Source organism: Paraburkholderia sp. SG-MS1, from assembly GCF_012275575.1.
Lineage (GTDB): Bacteria > Pseudomonadota > Gammaproteobacteria > Burkholderiales > Burkholderiaceae > Paraburkholderia.
This window is the reverse complement of the sequence record NZ_NPIH01000109.1, coordinates 1-20,072: the sequence shown is the minus strand read 5'-3', so window position 1 is coordinate 20,072 and position 20,072 is coordinate 1. Positions and strand designations below refer to the sequence as shown.

Below are 20,072 nucleotides of genomic sequence, written 5' to 3'. Positions count from 1 at the left end.
CTTCCTGACCCGCGCGCCTGATCGGCGAACTTGATCGGCATGACTGGCGCGCTTTTCCTGTGACCGACGTGGCCGCGTTTTCTTTTAACAAGCTGGTGATTTTCGGTGTCGGATTGATCGGCGGATCGCTCGCGCGCGCGCTGCGCGAACGCGGCGAGACCGAGGGAGCACGCAAGGTGATCGGCGTCGGGCGTTCGTCCGCGTCGAGCGAGCGCGCTTTGGCCTTGGGCGTGATCGACGGCGCCGCGGCGTTGAGCGACGACGCTGCGCTGCGTGAGGCGCTGTCCGGTGCCGACTTCGTGCTGCTGGCGGCGCCCGTTGCGCAAACGCAGCCGTTGCTCGAACGCATCGCGCCGTATCTCGACGCGAGCACGATTGTCACCGATGCCGGCAGCACCAAGTCGGACGTGGTTGGCGCCGCTCGCGCGGCGCTCGGCGCGCGGATCGGCCAGTTCGTGCCGGGGCATCCGATTGCGGGCCGCGAATCGAGCGGTGTCGATGCCGCCTTGCCCGATCTGTATGTGAATCGCAACGTCGTACTGTGCCCGCTGCCGGAGAACGCGCCGCAGGCGGTCGAGCGGGTCGCGGCGATGTGGCGCGCCACCGGCGCCCTCGTGCGCGAAATGATGCCCGTGCAGCACGACCGTGTGTTCGCGTCGGTCAGCCATTTGCCGCACGTGCTGTCGTTCGCGCTGGTCGAGCAGATTCTCAATTCACCCGACGCCGCGTTGAAATTCTCGTTCGCGGCGGGCGGCTTCCGTGACTTCACGCGGATCGCCGCGTCGAGCCCGGAAATGTGGCGCGACGTGTGCGTCGCCAATCGCGTCGCGCTGCTCGACGAACTCGACGCGTACACGGCAGTGCTCGCGCGCCTGCGCGCGGCGATCGACGCCGCCGACGGCGCCGCGCTGGAAGCCGTATTCTCCCGCTCGCGGGTGGCCCGCACCGAATGGCAGGAACAGCGCGCGGCGGGCACGGCCCAAGGCGACGCGTCGAAATAACCGGAAACTGGACTCAATCATGGAATTCCTCGATCTCGGACCGTTTTCTCGTGCGTCCGGCACGGTTCGTCTGCCCGGCTCGAAGAGCATTTCGAACCGGGTGTTGCTGCTCTCGGCGCTCGCCGAAGGAGAAACGACGATCACGAACCTGCTCGACTCCGACGACACCCGCGTGATGCTCGACGCGCTCGACAAGCTCGGCGTGCGTCTGAAGCGCGAGGGCGACGCCTGCGTCGTGACCGGCACGCGCGGCGCCTTCACCGCGCGCCAGGCCGAGCTGTTCCTCGGCAATGCAGGCACGGCGGTGCGTCCGTTGACCGCGGCGCTGGCCGTGAATGGCGGCGATTACCGGATTCATGGCGTGCCGCGTATGCACGAGCGGCCGATCGGCGATCTGGTCGACGGCTTACGCCAGATCGGCGCGAAGATCGACTACGAAGAGAACGAAGGCTATCCGCCGTTGCGGATTCGCCCGGCGCATATCACCGCCGACGCGCCGATCCGCGTGCGCGGCGACGTGTCGAGCCAGTTCCTGACCTCGCTGCTGATGACACTGCCGCTGTTGCGCACCGAGAGCGGCGTGACCACCGTGCAGGTGGACGGCGAACTGATCTCGAAACCGTATATCGAGATCACGATCAAGTTGATGGCGCGCTTTGGCATCGAGGTCGAGCGCCACGGCTGGCACCAGTTCGTCGTGCCGTCGGGGCAGCGCTATCAGTCTCCGGGGACGATCATGGTCGAGGGCGACGCATCGTCCGCTTCGTATTTCCTCGCGGCCGGCGCGCTCGGCGGCGGGCCGCTGAAAGTGGAAGGCGTGGGCCGCGCGAGCATCCAGGGCGATGTCGGCTTTGCCGATGCGCTCATCAAGATGGGCGCAAACCTGCAGATGGGCGACGATTGGATCGAAGTGCGCGGCGTCGGCAACGACCACGGCAAGCTCGATCCGATCGACATGGACTTCAACCTGATCCCCGACGCGGCCATGACGATTGCCGTCGCCGCGCTGTTCGCGGACGGCACGACCACGCTGCGCAACATTGCCAGCTGGCGCGTCAAGGAAACCGACCGGATCGCCGCGATGGCGACCGAGTTGCGCAAGGTCGGCGCGAAGGTGCAGGAGGGCGAGGATTTTCTCGTCGTCACGCCGCCTGAAAAGCTGATTCCGAACGCTTCCATCGACACCTACGACGACCACCGGATGGCAATGTGCTTCTCGCTGGTAAGCCTCGGCGGCGTGCCGATCCGCATCAACGATCCGAAGTGCGTCGGCAAGACGTTTCCCGATTATTTCGAGCGCTTCACCGCGCTCGCTCAACCCTGATTCGACCCCGAATCGACTGACGTGCGACTTTTTCGATGAAACCGACCCGTCCCTTTCACCAGACGCCCGTCATTACGATCGACGGCCCGAGTGCCTCCGGCAAAGGCACCGTGGCCGCGCTGGTTGCCGCGAGTCTAGGCTTTCACCTGCTGGATAGCGGTGCGTTGTACCGGCTTGCCGCGCTGGCCAGCCTGCGCTATGGCATTGCGCCTGACGACGCTGACGCCCTTGTCAAACTGATCGACGACCTGCATATCACTTTTCGCGAGGGGCTGGCGCAGCTCGACGGCGTCGACGTGTCCGCCGAAATTCGCGCCGAGGAAGTCGGCAGCCGCGCGTCGGCGATTGCCGTGCACGTGCCCGTACGAGCCGCGCTAGTGGCGCGTCAGCGGGCTTTTCGCAAGGAGCCGGGGCTGGTTGCCGACGGCCGCGACATGGGCACGGTGATCTTCCAGGACGCCGTGCTGAAGGTGTTTATGACCGCCAGTGTCGAGGCCCGCGCGGCGCGGCGGCATAAGCAATTGATCCAAAAAGGATTTTCTGCTAATATGGATGACTTGCTTCGGGATTTGCGTGAGCGCGACGAGCGTGACAGTCAGCGCGCAGCCGCGCCACTCAAGCCCGCAGCGGATGCAAAGCTGCTTGATACCTCCGCATTGTCGGTCGACCAGGCGGTCGAACAGGTGGTGCAATGGTATGAAGCTCTAGTCCCGCGTGGCTGATCCACGAGCAGTGTTTTGCGTCAGCGCGTGGCCGCAGTAGAAGTCCGTTGTCAGTAGGTGCTTTGCGATTGTCGTGAAGCGTTGTATTAACCCTTTAACCCCGCGTGGCATTCGCTTTCTTGCCGAAGTTGCTGACCGTCCGGCCAGCCGGGCACCGCGAGAACCATGCAAATTTTGATTTTTATGTCCGACCTGCAAACCTCTACCCCGAATACCGAATCTTTTGCGGCTCTGTTCGAAGAGTCGCTGACCAAGCAAGACATGCGCGCCGGCGAAGTGATTTCCGCTGAAGTCGTGCGTGTTGACCACAACTTCGTGGTCGTCAACGCTGGTCTCAAGTCCGAAGCCTACATCCCGCTCGAAGAGTTCCTGAACGACGCGGGCGAGGTAGAAGTGCAGGCGGGCGACTTTGTTTCCGTCGCAATCGACGCGCTGGAAAACGGCTATGGCGACACGATCCTGTCGCGCGACAAGGCGAAGCGTCTGGCTTCGTGGCTGTCGCTGGAAAAAGCGCTCGACAACAACGAACTCGTGACCGGCACGATCACGGGCAAGGTCAAGGGCGGCATGACCGTGATGGTCAACGGCATCCGCGCGTTCCTGCCGGGTTCGCTGGTCGACACGCGTCCGGTCAAGGACACGACCCCGTACGAAGGCAAGACGCTGGAATTCCGCGTCATCAAGCTCGACCGTAAGCGTAACAACGTCGTGCTGTCGCGTCGTGCCGTGATCGAAGCAACCCAGGGCGAAGAGCGCGCAAAGCTGCTCGAAACGCTGAAGGAAGGCGCGATCGTGGAAGGCGTGGTCAAGAACATCACCGACTACGGCGCGTTCGTGGACCTCGGCGGTATCGACGGCCTTCTGCACATCACCGACATCGCATGGCGTCGTGTGCGTCACCCGAGTGAAGTGCTGTCGGTTGGCCAGGAAGTCACCGCGAAGATCCTCAAGTTCGATCAAGAGAAGAATCGCGTTTCGCTGGGCATCAAGCAACTGGGCGACGATCCGTGGGAAGGCATCTCGCGCCGTTACCCGTCGGGCACGCGCCTGTTCGGTAAGGTCACCAACATCACCGACTACGGCGCATTCGTCGAAGTGGAATCGGGCATCGAAGGCCTCGTCCACGTGTCGGAAATGGACTGGACGAACAAGAACGTTGCACCGTCGAAGGTTGTGCAGTTGGGCGACGAAGTCGAAGTCATGGTTCTGGAAATCGACGAAGACCGCCGCCGTATCAGCCTCGGCATGAAGCAGTGCAAGCCGAACCCGTGGGACGACTTCAGCCGCAACTTCAAGAAGGGCGACAAGCTGCAAGGGGCAATCAAGTCGATCACCGACTTCGGCGTCTTCATCGGTCTGCCGGGCGGCATCGACGGTCTCGTTCACCTGTCGGACCTGTCGTGGAGCGAAACGGGCGAGGAAGCAGTTCGCAAGTACAAGAAGGGCGACGAAGTGGAAGCGATCGTTCTCGGCATCGACGTCGAGAAGGAACGTATTTCGCTGGGCATCAAGCAGCTCGAAGGCGACCCGTTCAGCAACTTCGTTGCCATGAACGACAAGGGCGCGATCGTTGACGGCGTGGTCAAGACGGTGGACGCGAAGGGTGCAGTGGTTCAGCTGTCGGCTGAAGTCGAAGGCTACCTGCGCGCTTCGGAAATCGCACAAGACCGCGTGGAAGACGCTCGCAACGTGCTGAAGGAAGGCGACAAGGTCAACGCGATGATCATCAACATTGATCGCAAGTCGCGTGGCATCAACCTGTCGATCAAGGCTAAGGATTCGGCTGAGCAACAGGAAGCCATCCGTGGTTTGGCTTCGTCGGATTCGAGCGCGGCTGCTACGGGCACGACGAACCTCGGCGCGCTGCTGAAGGCCAAGCTCGACGGCCAGAACCAGTAAGCCTGAGAGGTCTGCTGCAGTATGACCAAATCGGAATTGGTCGCCCAGCTGGCTACGCGATTTCCGCAGCTTGTACTTAAAGATGCGGATTTCGCGGTGAAGACGATGCTCGATGCGATGTCGGAGGCGCTTGCCAACGGTCATCGCATCGAAATTCGCGGCTTCGGCAGCTTCGGCCTCAACCGCCGTCCCTCCCGCGTCGGACGCAATCCGAAGTCAGGCGAGAAGGTGCTGGTACCTGAGAAGTACGTACCGCACTTCAAGCCGGGCAAGGAACTGCGTGAGCGGGTAGATCGTCGCGCGGGCGAGCCGTTGAAGGCCGAAGAGCCGGATGACGACCTGTAAATGCTTCGCTGCGCGTTTTGCAGCGTGGCATTGGTAGCGTCAGCGGCCAAAGCCAGTTGGCAAAAGACCAGAAAAAGCGCCTTTGGGCGCTTTTTTTTCGCCCATAGATTTTCTAGCCGCGTTGTCGTAGCTGCTTGACCGCACCGCACCGCACCGCACCGCACCAAGCCAAGCCAAGCCAAGCCAAGCCAAGCTCACGCGTGCCCGTCCCCGCGTGACTCTGCCAGGCCCAGCCACGCCTCCAAATCCTATTTGCGGCGAGAGCGCGATAAACCCCACGTAAGCCGCAATCCGCCACTTCCTGCCCAGCCACGAGGGCTTCAATTACAATACGGGTCACTTCGGCGCGGGCAATACATTGGCGCGACGCGTCATCGAGCCGGCGTCACCCCGCAACTGCCGTCAAGAGACAAATTTATGAAATTTATCGTCTGGTTGATCCGTGTGCTGGTGTTCGTGCTGCTGCTGGTGCTGGCGCTCTCCAACACACAACCTGCTACGTTGAATTTCCTCGCCGGCTATATGTGGTCGGCGCCCTTGATCCTGATCGGTCTCGCGTTCTTCGTGGTGGGACTGGCGGCCGGCCTGGTGTCGGCGATGCCGACTACTGTGCGCCTGCGCATGGAAAATGGCAGACTCAAGCGCGAGTTGCGCGTGGCGCGCGAAACGCCGGTGGTGGTCGAACAGCCACCCATGCCGCCACTGATCTGAATTTCCATCCGCCGCGCAAGATTGAGCGCGGCTTTCCGTTCCCGCTTTCCCGCACATTTGCATTAATCGCATGGATCTAGACTTCTGGTGGCTGCTCGTCATACCCGTCGCTTTCGCGTTCGGCTGGATGGCTGCGCGCTACGACCTCAAGACGCTGCTGTCCGAAAGCGCTAACCTGCCGCGCTCGTATTTCCGCGGCCTGAACTTCCTGCTCAACGAGCAGCCTGACCAGGCGATCGATGCGTTCATCGAAGTGGTCAAGCTCGACCCTGAAACGATCGAGCTGCATTTCGCGCTCGGGAATCTGTTCCGGCGCCGCGGCGAGACGGACCGCGCGATTCGCGTGCATCAGAATCTGTTGAGCCGCGCCGACCTGCCGGTCAGCGAGCGCGACCACGCGCTTTACGAACTGGGCCAGGACTTCCTGAAAGCGGGCCTGCTCGATCGCGCGGAAGAAACTTTCCGGTCGCTCGAAACCGGCGACTACGCGCTAGGGGCGCAACGAGCGCTCCTCACCATCTACGAGATCGAGAAGGACTGGGTCAAGTCGATCGACACCGCGCGCCATCTGGAAACGATGGGCGCCGAATCGCTCGGCAAGGAAATCGCGCAGTTCCATTGCGAGCTTGCGCAGGAAGCGCTGCAGCAGAAGAATCCGGACGAGGCCCGCCGCCAGCTCGGCTTCGCGCTGAAGGCGAACCCGACTAACGTGCGCGCCACTATCCTGTTCGGCGACGTCGACGCGGCTGGCGGCGAGCAGGCCGCGGCCATCGAGCAATGGCGGCGCGTCGAGGAGCAGAACCCGGCCTATCTGCCGCTGGTCGCGGAGAAAGTGATGAAGGCGTACGAGGCGCTTGGCCGTCCGCAGGAAGGCGCCGATCTGCTTACCGCCTGGGTCGACCGGCATCCGACCAACGATCTGCTCGATGTCGCGTATCAGCACGTCGCGTCTCTGCGCGGTCCCGATGCGGCGCACGCGCTGGCACGTTCGCAAATGCAGAAGTCACCGAACCTGGCCGGCATGACGCGTCTACTGGAGGCGCAGCAGGCCGTCGCGGAAGAACCGCGGCGCAGCGAACTCGAACTGATGCGTACGCTGATCCGTCAGCGCACGAAGAATCTGCCGCGCTATACGTGCCAGAATTGCGGCTTCAGGGCGCGGCTCTTCTATTGGCAGTGCCCGGGGTGCAGCGGGTGGGAAACGTATGCGCCGCGTCGTGTCGAACCGATTGTCGCGTCGAGTTGACGCCACTGCGGCCGTCGCGGCGTTAATCGCGCGGCCGTCGCGCCCCGCATGGCGGCAGCACCGACGCGGGCAGATTTTGCAGTGAGTTCGTCCCGGCCTCATGACCGGCAATCATCACCGGAACCCTCTACCGGAAAGCGTATGAAAATCACCATTATCGGCACAGGCTATGTCGGCCTCGTCACTGGCGCGTGTCTCGCTGAGATCGGTCACGACGTTTTCTGTCTTGACGTCGACCCGCGCAAGATCGAAATCCTCAATAACGGCGGCGTACCGATTCATGAGCCGGGTTTGCAGGAGATGATCGCCCGCACGCGTGCGGCGCGCCGCATCACGTTCTCCACGGATGTCGAGGCCAGCGTGGTGCACGGTGACGTGCAGTTCATCGCGGTCGGTACGCCGCCTGACGAAGACGGCTCGGCCGATTTGCAGTACGTGCTCGAGGCGGCTCGCAACATCGGCCGCACGATGAACGGCTTCAAGGTGGTCGTCGATAAATCGACGGTGCCGGTCGGCACCGCGCAGCGGGTGCGCGCGGTGATCGCGGAAGAGCTTGCCAAACGCGGATTCGCGGACAGCGAACAGCATCGCTTTTCGGTGGTCTCCAACCCCGAGTTCCTGAAGGAAGGCGCGGCGGTCGACGACTTCATGCGGCCCGATCGCATCGTGATCGGCAGCGACGAAGATGAAGCCGGCCAGCGCGCGCGTGAGCTGATGAAGCGGCTGTACGCGCCGTTCAACCGCAATCACGAACGCACGCTGCACATGGACGTGCGCTCGGCCGAGTTCACCAAATACGCGGCCAACGCGATGCTTGCCACGCGCATTTCGTTCATGAACGAAATGTCGAATCTGGCGGACCGCGTCGGCGCGGATATCGAAGCGGTGCGCCGCGGCATCGGCTCGGACCCGCGCATCGGCTATCACTTCCTGTATGCCGGTTGCGGCTATGGCGGCTCGTGCTTTCCGAAGGACGTGCAGGCGCTGATTCGCACCGCCAGCGAGAGCGGCCACAATCTGCGCATTCTCGAAGCGGTCGAAGAAGTGAACGACAAGCAGAAGGACGTGCTGGTTCAAAAGATCACCGCCAAGCTCGGCGACGATCTGAGCGGCCGTACGTTCGCTGTCTGGGGCCTCGCATTCAAGCCGAATACCGACGACATGCGCGAAGCGCCGAGCCGTCGCGTGGTCGCCGAATTGCTGGCGCGCGGTGCACAGGTGCGCGCGTACGATCCGGTCGCGGTGACCGAAGCGCGCCGCGTATTCGAGCTCGATCTGCACGACGCGCCCGAGCAGCTCGCGCGTCTGACCTTTACGAGCACGCAGGACGAAACGCTCACGGGCGCCGATGCGCTCGTGATCGTGACCGAATGGAAAGAATTCAAGAGTCCGGATTTCGTGTACCTCAAATCGGTACTGAAGTCGCCGCAGATTTTCGACGGCCGCAACCTGTACGAGCCGGACGCGATGACCGAACTCGGCATCGACTATCACTCGATTGGACGCCCTTATGCCCAACCCTCTGAACTTCCGGCCGATACCTGAGGCCATGCCGGGAGCCCTCGCGTCCACGCCGGCGGCGCCGCTCACGGTCGTGCCGCGCGCGCGGCTCGGCGCGGCGCGCGTGCTGGTGGTCGGCGACGTGATGCTCGACCGCTACTGGTTCGGCGACGTGAACCGTATCTCGCCCGAAGCGCCGGTGCCGGTGGTGCACGTGCAGCGTCAGGAAGACCGTCTGGGCGGCGCGGCGAACGTCGCGCGCAATGCGGTCGCGCTTGGCGCGCAGGCCGGCTTGCTGTGCGTGGTCGGCCATGACGAACCCGGCGAGCGCATCGTGCAGTTGCTCGGCGAAAGCGGCGTGACGCCGCATCTCGAACGCGATCCGGCGCTGCTCACCACGATCAAGCTGCGCGTGCTGTCGCGGCAGCAGCAGTTGCTGCGCGTCGACTTCGAAAACTCGCCGGCGCATGAAGTGCTGCTCGCGGGCCTCGCGCGTTTCGACGAATTGCTGCCGTCGCATGATGTGATCCTGATGTCGGATTACGCGAAGGGCGGGCTGACCCACGTCACGCAGATGATCGCGAAGGCGCACGCGGCGGGCAAGCCGGTGCTGGTCGATCCGAAGGGCGATGACTGGGAGCGTTATCGCGGCGCGACGCTGATCACACCGAATCGCGCCGAGTTGCGCGAAGTCGTCGGTCAGTGGAAGTCCGAGGAGGATCTGCTCGCGCGCGTGACGAAGCTGCGTGCTGAACTGGCGTTCAAGGCGCTGTTGCTGACGCGCTCGGAAGAAGGCATGACGCTCTTCTCCGACGACGGCGTCCTGCACGCTTCGGCCGTCGCACGCGAAGTGTATGATGTCTCGGGTGCGGGCGACACCGTGATCGCCACGCTCGCCGCCATGCTGGGCGCGGGCCTCACGCTGGTCGACGCGGTCGGCCTCGCGAATCGCGCGGCGGGTATCGTGGTCGGCAAACTCGGTACCGCCACCGTCGACTACGACGAACTCTTTCATTGATGCGGCCCGCCGGGTCTTTCGTCACGCGCCATCGCGCAGCGTGAAAAGAACCCGCGGGGCGTCACCGAAGTTCCACGCAAAGCTGTCGGTTGGAACTGGCGCTTTAGCGCTCGACCCCAGTCCCACGCAAGGCTCATTACCGCAGGATCATCATGACACTCATCGTCACTGGCGCGGCCGGTTTCATCGGCAGCAATCTCGTGAAGGCGCTCAACGAGCGCGGCGAACAACGGGTCATCGCTGTCGACAATCTGACGCGCGCCGACAAGTTCAAGAATCTGGTCGACTGCGAAATCGACGACTATCTCGATAAGACCGAATTCGTCGAGCGCTTCAAGCGCGGCGACTTCGGCAAGGTGCGGGCGATTTTCCACGAAGGCGCCTGCTCGGACACGATGGAGACCGACGGCCGCTACATGATGGACAACAACTTCCGCTACAGCCGCGACGTGCTCGATGTCTGCCTTGCGCAGAACATCCAGTTTCTGTATGCGTCGTCCGCGGCGACGTACGGCGGGTCGAGCCGCTTCGTCGAAGAGCGTGAAGTCGAGCAGCCGCTGAACGTGTACGGCTATTCGAAATTCCTGTTCGACCAGGTGATCCGTCGCGTGCTGCCCACTGCGAAGAGCCAGATTGCGGGCTTCCGTTACTTCAACGTGTACGGCCCGCGCGAAACGCATAAGGCACGCATGGCGTCAGTCGCGTTTCACAACTTCAACCAGTTCCGCGCCGAAGGCAAGGTCAAGTTGTTCGGCGAATATAACGGCTATGCGGCGGGCGAGCAGACGCGCGATTTCGTTTCCGTCGAAGACGTGGTGAAGGTCAACCTGTTCTTCTTCGACAATCCGGACAAATCGGGCATCTTCAATCTAGGCAGCGGCCGTGCGCAACCGTTCAACGACATCGCGAGCACCGTGGTCAACGCGCTGCGTGCGCTGAACAACGAGCCGGCGCTGTCGCTCGCGGATCAGGTGCAGCGCGGCCTGATCGAGTACATTCCGTTTCCCGACGCGCTGCGCGGCAAGTACCAGTGTTTCACGCAGGCCGACCAGTCGAAGCTGCGCGCGGCCGGCTACGATGCGCCGTTCCTGAGCGTACAGGAAGGGGTCGATCGTTACGTACGTTGGCTGTTCGGCCAGGTGTAAATAATTCGGATCCCTCTTTAAACTGGAATCTCCCGGTTGGTGATGGTCGCCAACCGGTTGTACGAGGGAGGTTCCACATGTTTCGAAAAATTCTGGTTACCGCGGCCATGCTCGCCGCATTCGGCCATGCGTATGCGGCGGTCGACGTCAACACGGCTAACGAGGATGCGCTGCGCGGCATCAAAGGCATCGGTGCTGCCAAAGCGAAGGCCATTCTCGACGAGCGTGCAGCGCATGGTCCGTTCAAGGACCCGGCCGATCTCGGCAAGCGCGTCAAAGGCATGGGCGGGCATACCGTCGAGCGCCTGCAGGCGGAGGGTCTCGCTGTCGGTCCGGCTGGCGCGGCTGCTAGCACGCAGGTTGCGGCGGCTGCACAGAGCAAAGGCGCGGCCGCTCCGGCGGACGCGTCCAAAAGCAATCCTGCAGTGGCGGTGAAGAAATAAGCCGACGCGGGCCGTGCGCGCGGTTGCTTCACTGCGCGCACGGCCCGCGGCCGGTATCCCCTTCATGGTCGGAGTAGAACGAACACTCCTTCAGCTGTCATGCAGATGACTGGCTCCCGCGGTTCTCAGTCGCGGGTTTTTTGCGTGGCGGGGCGCACGGCTCAGGTCGGTTTTTTCCCGCGTCGCAGTAGCAGGGCGGACGCCCGCGACGACCGTATTGCATCCATGCCGCCAGAAGGGCCGCACGGCAGCGGCGAGCACGGTGGTTTAGAATCGATGGATTGAAGACTCCGCGCAGCGACAGCACCTGAACCGATATGGCTTACAAAACGATTGAAGATACGATCGGCAATACGCCGCTCGTGCAACTCGTCCGGCTTCCCGACGACGAAATCCGCAGCCGCAATAACGTCGTGCTTGCGAAACTCGAGGGCAACAATCCCGCGGGATCGGTGAAGGATCGCCCGGCGCTGTCGATGATCAAGAAAGCGGAAGCCCGCGGGCGCATCAAGCCGGGCGACACGCTGATCGAATCGACGAGCGGCAACACTGGCATCGCGCTCGCGATGGCGGCGGCGATCCGTGGCTACAAGATGGTGCTGATCATGCCGGAAGACCTGTCGGTGGAACGCCGTCAGAGCATGGCGGCCTATGGTGCGCAGATCGTTCTGACGCCCGTGACCGGCGGCATGGAGTACGCGCGCGATCTGGCCGAGCAGATGCAGCGCGAAGGCAAAGGCATCATCCTCGACCAGTTCGCGAATCCGGACAATCCGGCTTCGCACATCGAGGGCACGGGCCCTGAAATCTGGCGCGACACCGAAGGGCGCATCACGCACTTCGTCTCGTCGATGGGGACGACCGGCACGATCATGGGCGTCTCCACTTATCTGAAGACGCAGAATCAGGCGATCGAGATCATCGGCGCGCAGCCCGAGGAAGGCTCGCGCATTCCGGGTATTCGCAAATGGCCGGAAGCTTATCTGCCGAAAATTTTCGACCGTAGCCGCGTGGATCGCGTCGAGAACGTGAGCCAGGCCGCCGCGGAAGCGATGGCGCGCCGGATGGCATCGGTCGAAGGCATCTTCGCCGGCATTTCGTCGGGCGGCGCATGCGAGGTCGCGCTGCGTATCGCGCGCCAGGTCGAGAATGCGACGATCGTGTTCATCGTCTGCGATCGCGGCGACCGGTATCTGTCCACCGGAGTCTTTCCCGCTTGAGCGTGCATCGCCACGCCCGCCTATGAAAAAGCGCCGGTCGAACCGGCGCTTTTTTTATGTTCGCTGGTGTGAGGCGCACAGAGCACGCGCGTCACCATCGCTCTATTGCGGATCGCCGTTCGGGGCCGCCGCGCCATTGGCGCCGTTCACCGCGTTGCCTGCCTCCATCTGCGCTTTGACCTTCTGGCCCAGCTGGTACACCGCCAGCGCATAAAAGAAGCTGCGGTTATAGCGCGTCAGCACGTAGAAATTCTTCAGCCCCAGCTTGAACTCGGTGCCGCGTCCCGGCGACGGCAGGTCGACCACCGTCACCGGCGTGCCGGCCTCCGACGCGACGTCCACGCCCGGTTCGTTCAGCAGCAGTCCGGCGCGCAGCAACTGTTCGAGCGGCCAGTGCGGCTCAGGCTGGCCGTCGGCGGCCGCTTGCGCGACGCCAAGGCTGCCGGCGTCGGAGCCGATCCGCCACACCACAGGCCGGCCGCTTTCCCAGCCGTTCTGACGAAGATAGTTCGCCACGCTGCCGATCGCGTCCGCCGGGCTCGTGCGCAGGTCGATGTGCTTGTTGCCGTCGTAGTCCACCGCGTATTGCGTGATGCTGCTCGGCAGGAACTGCGGAATGCCGATCGCGCCGGTGTACGAGCCGAGCACCGTGGTCGGGTCGATCTGCGCGTCGCGCGTCCACACCAGATAGTCTTCGAGATTCTTGCGGAAGGTGGCCTGACGGTCGCCGCGATTGGCGGTGTTCGGGTAGTCGAAGCTGAGTGTGGTCAGTGCGTCGAGCACGCGGAAGTTGCCCATGTAGCGGCCGTAGATCGTTTCCACGCCGATGATGCCGACGATCACTTCCGGCGGCACGCCGAATTCTTCGTACGCGCGTTGCAGCGTGGCCTGGTTCTCGCGCCAGAAGCGCACACCGGCGTTGATGCGAACCGGGTCAAGAAAGCGCGACTGATACACGCGCCAGTTCTTCACTGCCGGCGACGGCGAGGGCGTGACGAGCTTGACCGCGGTCGCTGAATAGCTGACGCCAGCGAACAGGGTGTGCAGCGCGGACTCGTCGAAGTCGTAGCGCGCGACCATGTCGTTGATGAACGCGTCGACATTCGCATTGTTCGCGTAGCGCTGCGGGATGATCTCTTCTTCAAACGTTTGCCCTTGCGGCACGGACGGTTGCGGCTGGCCTTGCGCGAGCAGTACCGGCTGTTTCTTGCCGACGCCTTGCGCGAGCGCCGGACTGGTTGCCATGACCAAGCACGATGCGACGGACAATGAGGCGGCCAGCGCGCCGAGATGAAGCCGGTTTCGTGCAGACAGAGCAAGCTTGACGGTCATAGTGAGCAAGGGGTGCAGTGTGCGGGAGACGGGGAAAAAGATTCGGGGCAGTATACCCGACGCCTTCTGCAAAACCGTGTCGAACTCGTCACAGCGGCATCGTGTGGTAACTTGACGAATGTCGGCGCGCCGCGAGGGTGCGCCTCTGGAAGGAGACACGCTACGCGCGCTGCGAAGGCGTTCGCGTGGCAGAACAAAATCATGGCAACAGGCTTTTATTCTCACGCCGATTGTCTGCTGCACGACATGGGGCAATGGCATCCTGAATGTCCCGCGCGCCTGCAGGCCATCGAAGATCAATTGATCGCGAGTCGCATCGACTCGCTGATCGAGCGCGAGTCCGCGCCGCTCGTCGACGAAGCCGCGCTGCTGCGCGTGCATACGCAAGCGCACGTCGACTACATCCGCAGCCGTTCGCCCGCCGAAGGCATCGCCGAGATCGATCCCGATACGACGATGAACTCCCACACGTTGCAAGCCGCGTTACGTGCGGCGGGCGCCGCGGTGGCCGCGACCGACGCGGTGATCGAAGGCCGTTACAACAACGCCTTCTGCAGCGTGCGTCCGCCCGGCCATCACGCGGAGCCGGCGCGCGCGATGGGCTTCTGCTTCTTCAACAACGTCGCGATCGCCGCGCGTCATGCGCTCGACGTGCACGGGCTGCAGCGCGTGGCGATCATCGACTTCGACGTGCATCACGGCAACGGCACTGAAGCGGCCTTCTCGGGCGACCCGCGCGTGCTGATGTGCAGCATCTTCCAGCATCCGTTCTATCCGTTCACCGGCGCCGACAATCAGGCGTCCAACATGTGCAACGTGCCGATGCCCGCGCGTTCGAAGGGCATGGAGGTGCGCGAGGCGGTGGACATGCTGTGGCTGCCGCGCCTGCATGAATTCAAGCCGGAAATGCTGTTTATCTCGGCGGGCTTCGACGCGCATCGCGAGGACGACCTCGGCAACATGGGCCTCGTCGAAGACGACTACGCATGGATCACCGATCAGATGTGCGAGATCGCGAAACGCCATGCGCGCGGACGCATCGTCAGTTGTCTCGAGGGCGGCTACAACCTGTCGGCGCTTGGACGCAGCGTGGTCGCGCACATGCGCTCGCTGGCCGGCATCTGAGCGGCTTGCCGTACCACTGGCGGCAACTACGCAACGCGAATGAGGAGCGAGCCATGAACACGGAGGCGAGCAGCGCTTCACTGATCGAGATCGAACACGATGCGTATCGGGTGCCGGGTGTCGTGCTGTTGACGATGAACCGGCCTGACGCGTTCAACGCGCTCTCCGAGGGTTTGCTCGACGAGATGCAGAGTGCGTTGGCGCAGATTGCGGCGTCGGATGCGCGCGTGGTCGTCATCGCGGGCGCGGGGCGGGCGTTCTGCGCGGGGCACGATCTGAAGGAAATGCGCGCGGCGCCATCGCTCGCTTATTACCAGCGGCTGTTCGCCCGCTGCACGAAGCTGATGATGACGATCCAGCGTATGCCGCAACCGGTGATCGCGCGCGTGCAGGGCATTGCCACGGCGGCCGGCTGTCAACTGGTGGCGATGTGCGATCTGGCGGTCGCGGCGGACTGCGCGCGTTTCGCCGTGTCCGGCGTGAACCTGGGGCTGTTCTGCGCGACGCCTTCGGTGCCGCTCTCGCGCAACCTGTCGCGCAAGGCGGCGCTCGACATGCTGCTCACCGGCGAGTTCATCGATGCCGCCGAAGCGAAGCAGCAGGGCCTCGTGAACCGCGTGGTTCCCGCCGACGCCCTCGACGCGGAACTCGCGCGGCTTGCCGCGACGATCTGCGCGAAACCGGTCGAAGCGGTGAGCGCTGGAAAGGGGCTTTTCTATCGCCAGCTCGAAATGGGCATCGAGGCGGCTTACCAGCTGGCCGGCCAGACGATGGCCTGCAACATGATGGATGACGCCGCGCTCGAAGGCGTGCAGGCATTCATCGACAAGCGCGCGCCGGACTGGAAGCGTTAGGCGGGCGCAACGGATGGCTGTGACTGTTGTGGCCGGCGGCGCGCCGCAGATTGGCGGCGCATCACAGCGAGCCGTCTGCGAGCGGCAACAGGCAATCGGTGGCCGGCGCGAGCAAGCCCCACGCTTTGCCCCCTCGCATCAAACGCTCAACGCCCCACCGCCCGCTTCTCGATCCAATCGATCAGCGCCTCGATCACGCGGTCGCGGTCGAGATCATTCATCGTCTCGTGATAGCTGCCTTCGTGCAGCGTGAGCGTCTTGTCCGGCGAGCCCGCGTGCTGGCCGAAGGCGCGGCTGCCTTCGGGCTCGGTGAGTTTGTCCGCGGTGCCGTGGTACACCAGCAACGGCATGCGCAAACCCGCACGGCCACGTTCGATCCGCGCCATCGCCAGCAACAGCTCCGCGCCGGTGCGCGCCGGAATTGCGCCATGATGCACGAGCGGATCGTTGAGATTGGCGTTCACGACCGGCTGAAGGCGCGATAGCAGCGCGGCGTCGATTTTCATCGCCGGGAAACCTGGGTAGATACGGCTGATCACCTGACTCAGTGCAAGCATCCAGCGTGGCACGTCGCGTCCCGGCGCGAGCGCGGGACTCGACAGGATCAGACCGCCCAGCCGCCGGCCGCTCGCGTCGAGCCGCTCGATCGCGTACAGCGCGGCGATCGCGCCACCCATGCTGTGGCCCATCAGAAAGAGCGGCGCGCAGCTTTGCGCGGCGGCGTCGAGCAGCGCCTGCGCGTCGAGCAGATAGTCGTCGAAACGCTTCACGGAGACCCGCTTGCCGGGCGCGTGTCCGTGGCCGCGCAGGTCGATCGCGACTAGTTCGATGCCCGCCGCGTTCAGCCGCCCGGCCAGCGCGGCGTAACGGCCCGCATGCTCGGCTAGGCCGTGCAACAGTGCGACGGTGGCGCGCAGCGGCCCGCTGGCCGGCCAGCGGTACAAGGGCAATGCGACACCATCGGCTGTCGTGACCGACGAGCGCTGCGGCCCGTCGACGTTCTGCTTGCCGCCGCTCGCGCGCACGTTGTTGTTTCCGGATATTTCCATGGCTGCGGCTCGTCCTGATTTTCGTTCGCCCGAATCATAGCCGCAGCGATGCCCGCCCCGCGAGCATTGCATGTCTCGCCACCCTCTAATGCTCGGAGGTTATGAAAAGATCGTAATTGATTATTAAAGGAAATGTCGGCCCTGCGGTAGAATTACGGCCTCCAAATCCCAATAAAAGCAACGGCGGCTGCTTGTCGGGAGCGCACAACGCTCGGTGACAGAGTCCGCCGTTTCGTTTTTCCATGATCGAAATACGCAACATTTCCCAGCGGTTCGCCGGGCCCCGGGGCTGGGTCGAGGCGCTGCACAACGTCAATCTGTCGATTCCGGCCGGTGAGGTGTTCGGCATCATCGGCCGCAGCGGCGCAGGCAAGAGTACGCTCGTGCGCACCATCAACCTGCTGACGCGGCCGTCCGAAGGCAATATCGTCGTCGACGGGCGCGATCTGACCACGCTGCCTGCCGCGCAGTTGCGCGAGGCGCGCCGCGAGATCGGCATGATCTTCCAGCACTTCAACCTGCTGTCGTCGCGCACCGTGTACGAAAACGTCGCGCTGCCGCTCGAACTCGCCGGCATGAAGCGCGACGAGATCGAAGCGAATGTGCTGCCGCTGCTCGATCTGGTCGGTCTGTCGGCGCAGAAGGACCGCTATCCGGCGCAGATCAGCGGCGGGCAGAAGCAGCGCGTGGGCATCGCGCGCGCACTGGCGAGCAAGCCGAAAGTGCTGCTCTCGGACGAGGCCACCTCCGCGCTCGACCCCGAAACCACGCGGGCGATTCTCGACCTGCTCAAGCGCATCAATCGCGAACTGAACCTGACGATCGTGCTGATCACGCACCAGATGGACGTGATCAAGCAGGTCTGCGACCGCGTCGCGGTGCTGGATGCGGGCCGCGTGGTCGAAGAGGGCAAGGTGATCGACGTGTTCCTGCAGCCGCGTCATGAAGTGACGCGCGCGCTGATCGGCGACGTGATCGCGCAAGATTTGCCGCCGGCGATGAAGGCGCGTGTCAGAGAGCGCCTGAAGACCGGCAGCGGCCACTTGCTGCGGCTCGCGTTCACGGGCTCGGGTGTCGACCAGCCGATCCTGTCGGAAACGATTCGCCGCTACGAGCTCGACTTCAACATCCTGCACGGCCAGATCGACGAGATCCAGGGGCAGGCGTTCGGCTCGCTCGCGGTGCTCGCGGGCGGCGAACCGACGAAGGTGGCGCAGGCGCTGACGTATTTGCGCGAACAGGGTGTGGTGGTGGAGGAACTCTCGCATGTTGAGTGAAATGTTCGATATGTTCGTTCAGTCGTTCTGGGAAACGCTCGTGATGGTGGGCATTTCCGGACTGGTCGGCGCATTGGTGGGGTTGCCGCTCGGCGTGCTGCTGTATCTGACGGACCGTCAGGGCGTGCTGGAAAACGTGGCGGTGAATCGTGTAATGGGCGTGATCGTCAATGCGGTCCGCTCGACGCCGTTCATCATCCTGCTGGTCGCGGTGATTCCGTTCACGCGCCTCGTCGTGGGTTCGTCGATCGGGACGGCGGCAGCGGTCGTGCCGCTGACGATCGCCGCCGCGCCGTTCATCGCGCGGCTGGTCGAGACCGCGCTGCGCGAGGTCGATCGCGGGCTGATCGAAGCGGCCCAGGCGATGGGCGCGACCACCGGCCAGATCGTCTTCAAGGTGTTGCTGCCGGAATCGCTGCCGGGCGTGGTCGCCGGCTTGACGATCACGTTCGTGTCGCTGGTCGGTTATTCGGCGATGGCCGGCGCGATCGGCGGCGGCGGGCTCGGCGACCTCGGTATTCGCTACGGTTATCAGCGTTTCCTGCCAGAGGTGATGCTGACGGTCGTGGTGATCCTGATCGTGTTCGTACAGCTGGTGCAGTCATTCGGGGATTGGCTCGTGCGTCGTTTGAGCCATAAATAAACACGGGTCATCGGCACCCGCTAACAGAGTTGGAAAGGTCCATCATGCAACGTCGCTTCATTCTCAAGCTCGCGGGGGTGTTCGCCGCCGCGTCGCTGTTCGCCGCGGCGGCCCACGCCGAAGACAGCATCAAGGTCGGTGTCACCGGCGGTCCGCATGCGCAGATCATGGAAGTCGTGAAGACGGTCGCGGCGAAGAACGGTCTGAACATCAAGGTCATCGAATTCTCCGATTACGTGCAGCCCAACGCTGCGCTCGCCGGCGGCGATCTGGACGCGAACAGCTACCAGCACGACCCGTACTTGCAGGCGCAGGTGAAGGATCGTGGCTATAAGCTCATCCGCATCGCGGACACGGTCACCTATCCGATGGGGATTTATTCGAAGAAGGTGAAAACGCTCGCCGAACTGCAACCGGGCGCGAAGATTGCAGTGCCGAACGATCCGACCAACGGCGGCCGGGCACTGTTGCTGCTGCAGAAGCAGGGTCTGCTGAAGCTGCGCGCCGACGCAGGTCTGAAGGCGACGCCGCTCGATATCGTCGAGAATCCGAAAAAGTTGAAGATCGTCGAACTTGACGCCGCGCAAATCCCGCGCTCGTTGAACGACGTCGACGCGGCCGCCATCAACACGAACTTCGCGATGGAAGCCGGCCTGAAGCCGAAGCAGGACGCGATCGCCGTCGAGGATCCGAAGGGCCCGTACGTGAATATCATCGCCATTCGCGAAGCCGACCGGAACAAGCCGTGGGTCGCCAGGCTGGTCGCGGCGTACCATTCGCCGGAAGTGAAGCAGTTTGTCGACAGCAAGTTCGGTGGGTCGGTGATCACCGCCTGGTGAGCGAGCGGCCTGCATATCGGGCAAGAGACGACGGCCATGACGAGTTAGAGGCGTAAGTTGAAACCCGGGGTTGCCGCCCGGGTTTTTTCGAGATTAAAATAGAACGATCGTTCGTTATTGCCGTCACGCCACTGAGGAGCGATATCCTTGTGCTAAAGCGCCCGCGACAAAAGGCTGTCCGGAGGGCAGTCGCTATAATGTCCGTTGGGTTGACGTATTCGTAACTTTGGAGCGTGTGCATGAAAATCCTGGTGCCAGTCAAGAGAGTGGTCGATTACAACGTGAAAGTCCGGGTCAAGTCGGACGGCACGGGCGTCGACATCGCGAACGTGAAGATGTCGATGAATCCGTTCGATGAAATCGCGGTGGAAGAAGCGGT

Annotated in this window: 19 protein-coding genes and 1 pseudogene; 18 read left to right on the top strand and 2 right to left on the bottom strand. The window is 63.4% G+C overall.

The annotated features are described in order from the left end of the window. Positions 1 to 59: 59 nt before the first annotated feature. From CIC12_RS08070 to cysM, 12 genes are all read left to right on the top strand, one after another. Positions 60 to 1,001: a prephenate dehydrogenase/arogenate dehydrogenase family protein gene (locus CIC12_RS08070; RefSeq protein ID WP_168663621.1), complete on the top strand. Its 942-nt coding sequence runs from the start codon at positions 60 to 62 to the stop codon at positions 999 to 1,001. 19 nt (positions 1,002 to 1,020) lie between these two features. Further along, a complete protein-coding gene (aroA, locus tag CIC12_RS08065; protein WP_168663620.1) occupies positions 1,021 to 2,325 on the top strand; it encodes a 3-phosphoshikimate 1-carboxyvinyltransferase in 1,305 nt (434 codons plus the stop codon). Between the two features lie 35 nt (positions 2,326 to 2,360). Then, entirely contained in the window at positions 2,361 to 3,047 is a 687-nt protein-coding gene (gene cmk / locus CIC12_RS08060) for a (d)CMP kinase (protein WP_168663619.1), read from the top strand. 165 nt (positions 3,048 to 3,212) lie between these two features. Beyond that, positions 3,213 to 4,946 carry a 30S ribosomal protein S1 gene (gene rpsA / locus CIC12_RS08055; RefSeq protein WP_168663618.1) on the top strand — a complete coding sequence of 578 codons (1,734 nt, stop codon included), beginning with the start codon at positions 3,213 to 3,215 and terminating at the stop codon, positions 4,944 to 4,946. 21 nt (positions 4,947 to 4,967) lie between these two features. After that, complete coding sequence (locus tag CIC12_RS08050) at positions 4,968 to 5,291, top strand: integration host factor subunit beta (RefSeq protein WP_007180889.1); 324 nt, start codon at positions 4,968 to 4,970, stop codon at positions 5,289 to 5,291. A gap of 417 nt (positions 5,292 to 5,708) precedes the next feature. Beyond that, positions 5,709 to 6,002, top strand: a complete 294-nt coding sequence (locus CIC12_RS08045; RefSeq protein WP_168663617.1) for a LapA family protein — start codon at positions 5,709 to 5,711, stop codon at positions 6,000 to 6,002. Between the two features lie 70 nt (positions 6,003 to 6,072). Continuing rightward, complete coding sequence (gene lapB / locus CIC12_RS08040; RefSeq protein ID WP_168663616.1) at positions 6,073 to 7,248, top strand: lipopolysaccharide assembly protein LapB; 1,176 nt, start codon at positions 6,073 to 6,075, stop codon at positions 7,246 to 7,248. Between the two features lie 141 nt (positions 7,249 to 7,389). Further along, positions 7,390 to 8,793, top strand: a complete 1,404-nt coding sequence (locus CIC12_RS08035) for a UDP-glucose dehydrogenase family protein (protein ID WP_168663615.1) — start codon at positions 7,390 to 7,392, stop codon at positions 8,791 to 8,793. Further along, complete coding sequence (gene rfaE1, locus CIC12_RS08030) at positions 8,759 to 9,766, top strand: D-glycero-beta-D-manno-heptose-7-phosphate kinase (RefSeq protein ID WP_274597546.1); 1,008 nt, start codon at positions 8,759 to 8,761, stop codon at positions 9,764 to 9,766. Before CIC12_RS08035 ends, rfaE1 begins: the two co-directional genes overlap by 35 nt. Before the next feature lie 152 nt (positions 9,767 to 9,918). Further along, on the top strand, positions 9,919 to 10,911 hold the full coding sequence (gene rfaD / locus CIC12_RS08025; RefSeq protein ID WP_168663614.1) for an ADP-glyceromanno-heptose 6-epimerase: 993 nt from the start codon (positions 9,919 to 9,921) through the stop codon (positions 10,909 to 10,911). 77 nt (positions 10,912 to 10,988) lie between these two features. Continuing rightward, on the top strand, positions 10,989 to 11,354 hold the full coding sequence (locus tag CIC12_RS08020; RefSeq protein WP_168663613.1) for a ComEA family DNA-binding protein: 366 nt from the start codon (positions 10,989 to 10,991) through the stop codon (positions 11,352 to 11,354). Positions 11,355 to 11,671: 317 nt separating this feature from the next. Continuing rightward, a complete protein-coding gene (cysM, locus tag CIC12_RS08015; protein ID WP_168663612.1) occupies positions 11,672 to 12,574 on the top strand; it encodes a cysteine synthase CysM in 903 nt (300 codons plus the stop codon). A gap of 102 nt (positions 12,575 to 12,676) precedes the next feature. On the opposite strand, the gene mltB is transcribed toward cysM, so the two are convergent. Continuing rightward, positions 12,677 to 13,825, bottom strand: a complete 1,149-nt coding sequence (gene mltB, locus CIC12_RS08010) for a lytic murein transglycosylase B (protein WP_174771959.1) — start codon at positions 13,823 to 13,825, stop codon at positions 12,677 to 12,679. Between the two features lie 282 nt (positions 13,826 to 14,107). On the opposite strand from mltB, the gene CIC12_RS08005 reads away from it, so the two are divergent. Beyond that, the gene (locus tag CIC12_RS08005; protein ID WP_168663611.1) at positions 14,108 to 15,031 is read left to right on the top strand and encodes a histone deacetylase family protein; all 924 of its coding nucleotides are present in this window, start codon (positions 14,108 to 14,110) and stop codon (positions 15,029 to 15,031) included. A 53-nt stretch (positions 15,032 to 15,084) separates the two neighbouring features. Continuing rightward, positions 15,085 to 15,885: an enoyl-CoA hydratase gene (locus CIC12_RS08000; RefSeq protein WP_168663610.1), complete on the top strand. Its 801-nt coding sequence runs from the start codon at positions 15,085 to 15,087 to the stop codon at positions 15,883 to 15,885. Between the two features lie 146 nt (positions 15,886 to 16,031). On the opposite strand, the gene CIC12_RS07995 is transcribed toward CIC12_RS08000, so the two are convergent. Continuing rightward, complete coding sequence (locus tag CIC12_RS07995) at positions 16,032 to 16,934, bottom strand: alpha/beta hydrolase (RefSeq protein WP_168663609.1); 903 nt, start codon at positions 16,932 to 16,934, stop codon at positions 16,032 to 16,034. A 242-nt stretch (positions 16,935 to 17,176) separates the two neighbouring features. Between CIC12_RS07995 and CIC12_RS07990 the strand changes: the two genes are divergently transcribed. The 4 genes and pseudogenes from CIC12_RS07990 to CIC12_RS07975 all read left to right on the top strand — a co-directional run. After that, the gene (locus CIC12_RS07990; RefSeq protein ID WP_168663608.1) at positions 17,177 to 18,211 is read left to right on the top strand and encodes a methionine ABC transporter ATP-binding protein; all 1,035 of its coding nucleotides are present in this window, start codon (positions 17,177 to 17,179) and stop codon (positions 18,209 to 18,211) included. Beyond that, a complete protein-coding gene (locus CIC12_RS07985; RefSeq protein WP_121315372.1) occupies positions 18,201 to 18,854 on the top strand; it encodes a methionine ABC transporter permease in 654 nt (217 codons plus the stop codon). The genes CIC12_RS07990 and CIC12_RS07985 overlap by 11 nt, the downstream gene beginning before the upstream one ends. Before the next feature lie 44 nt (positions 18,855 to 18,898). After that, the gene (locus tag CIC12_RS07980; RefSeq protein ID WP_168663607.1) at positions 18,899 to 19,693 is read left to right on the top strand and encodes a MetQ/NlpA family ABC transporter substrate-binding protein; all 795 of its coding nucleotides are present in this window, start codon (positions 18,899 to 18,901) and stop codon (positions 19,691 to 19,693) included. Positions 19,694 to 19,932: 239 nt separating this feature from the next. After that, positions 19,933 to 20,072: pseudogene (locus CIC12_RS07975) on the top strand (electron transfer flavoprotein subunit beta/FixA family protein); the annotation flags it as partial.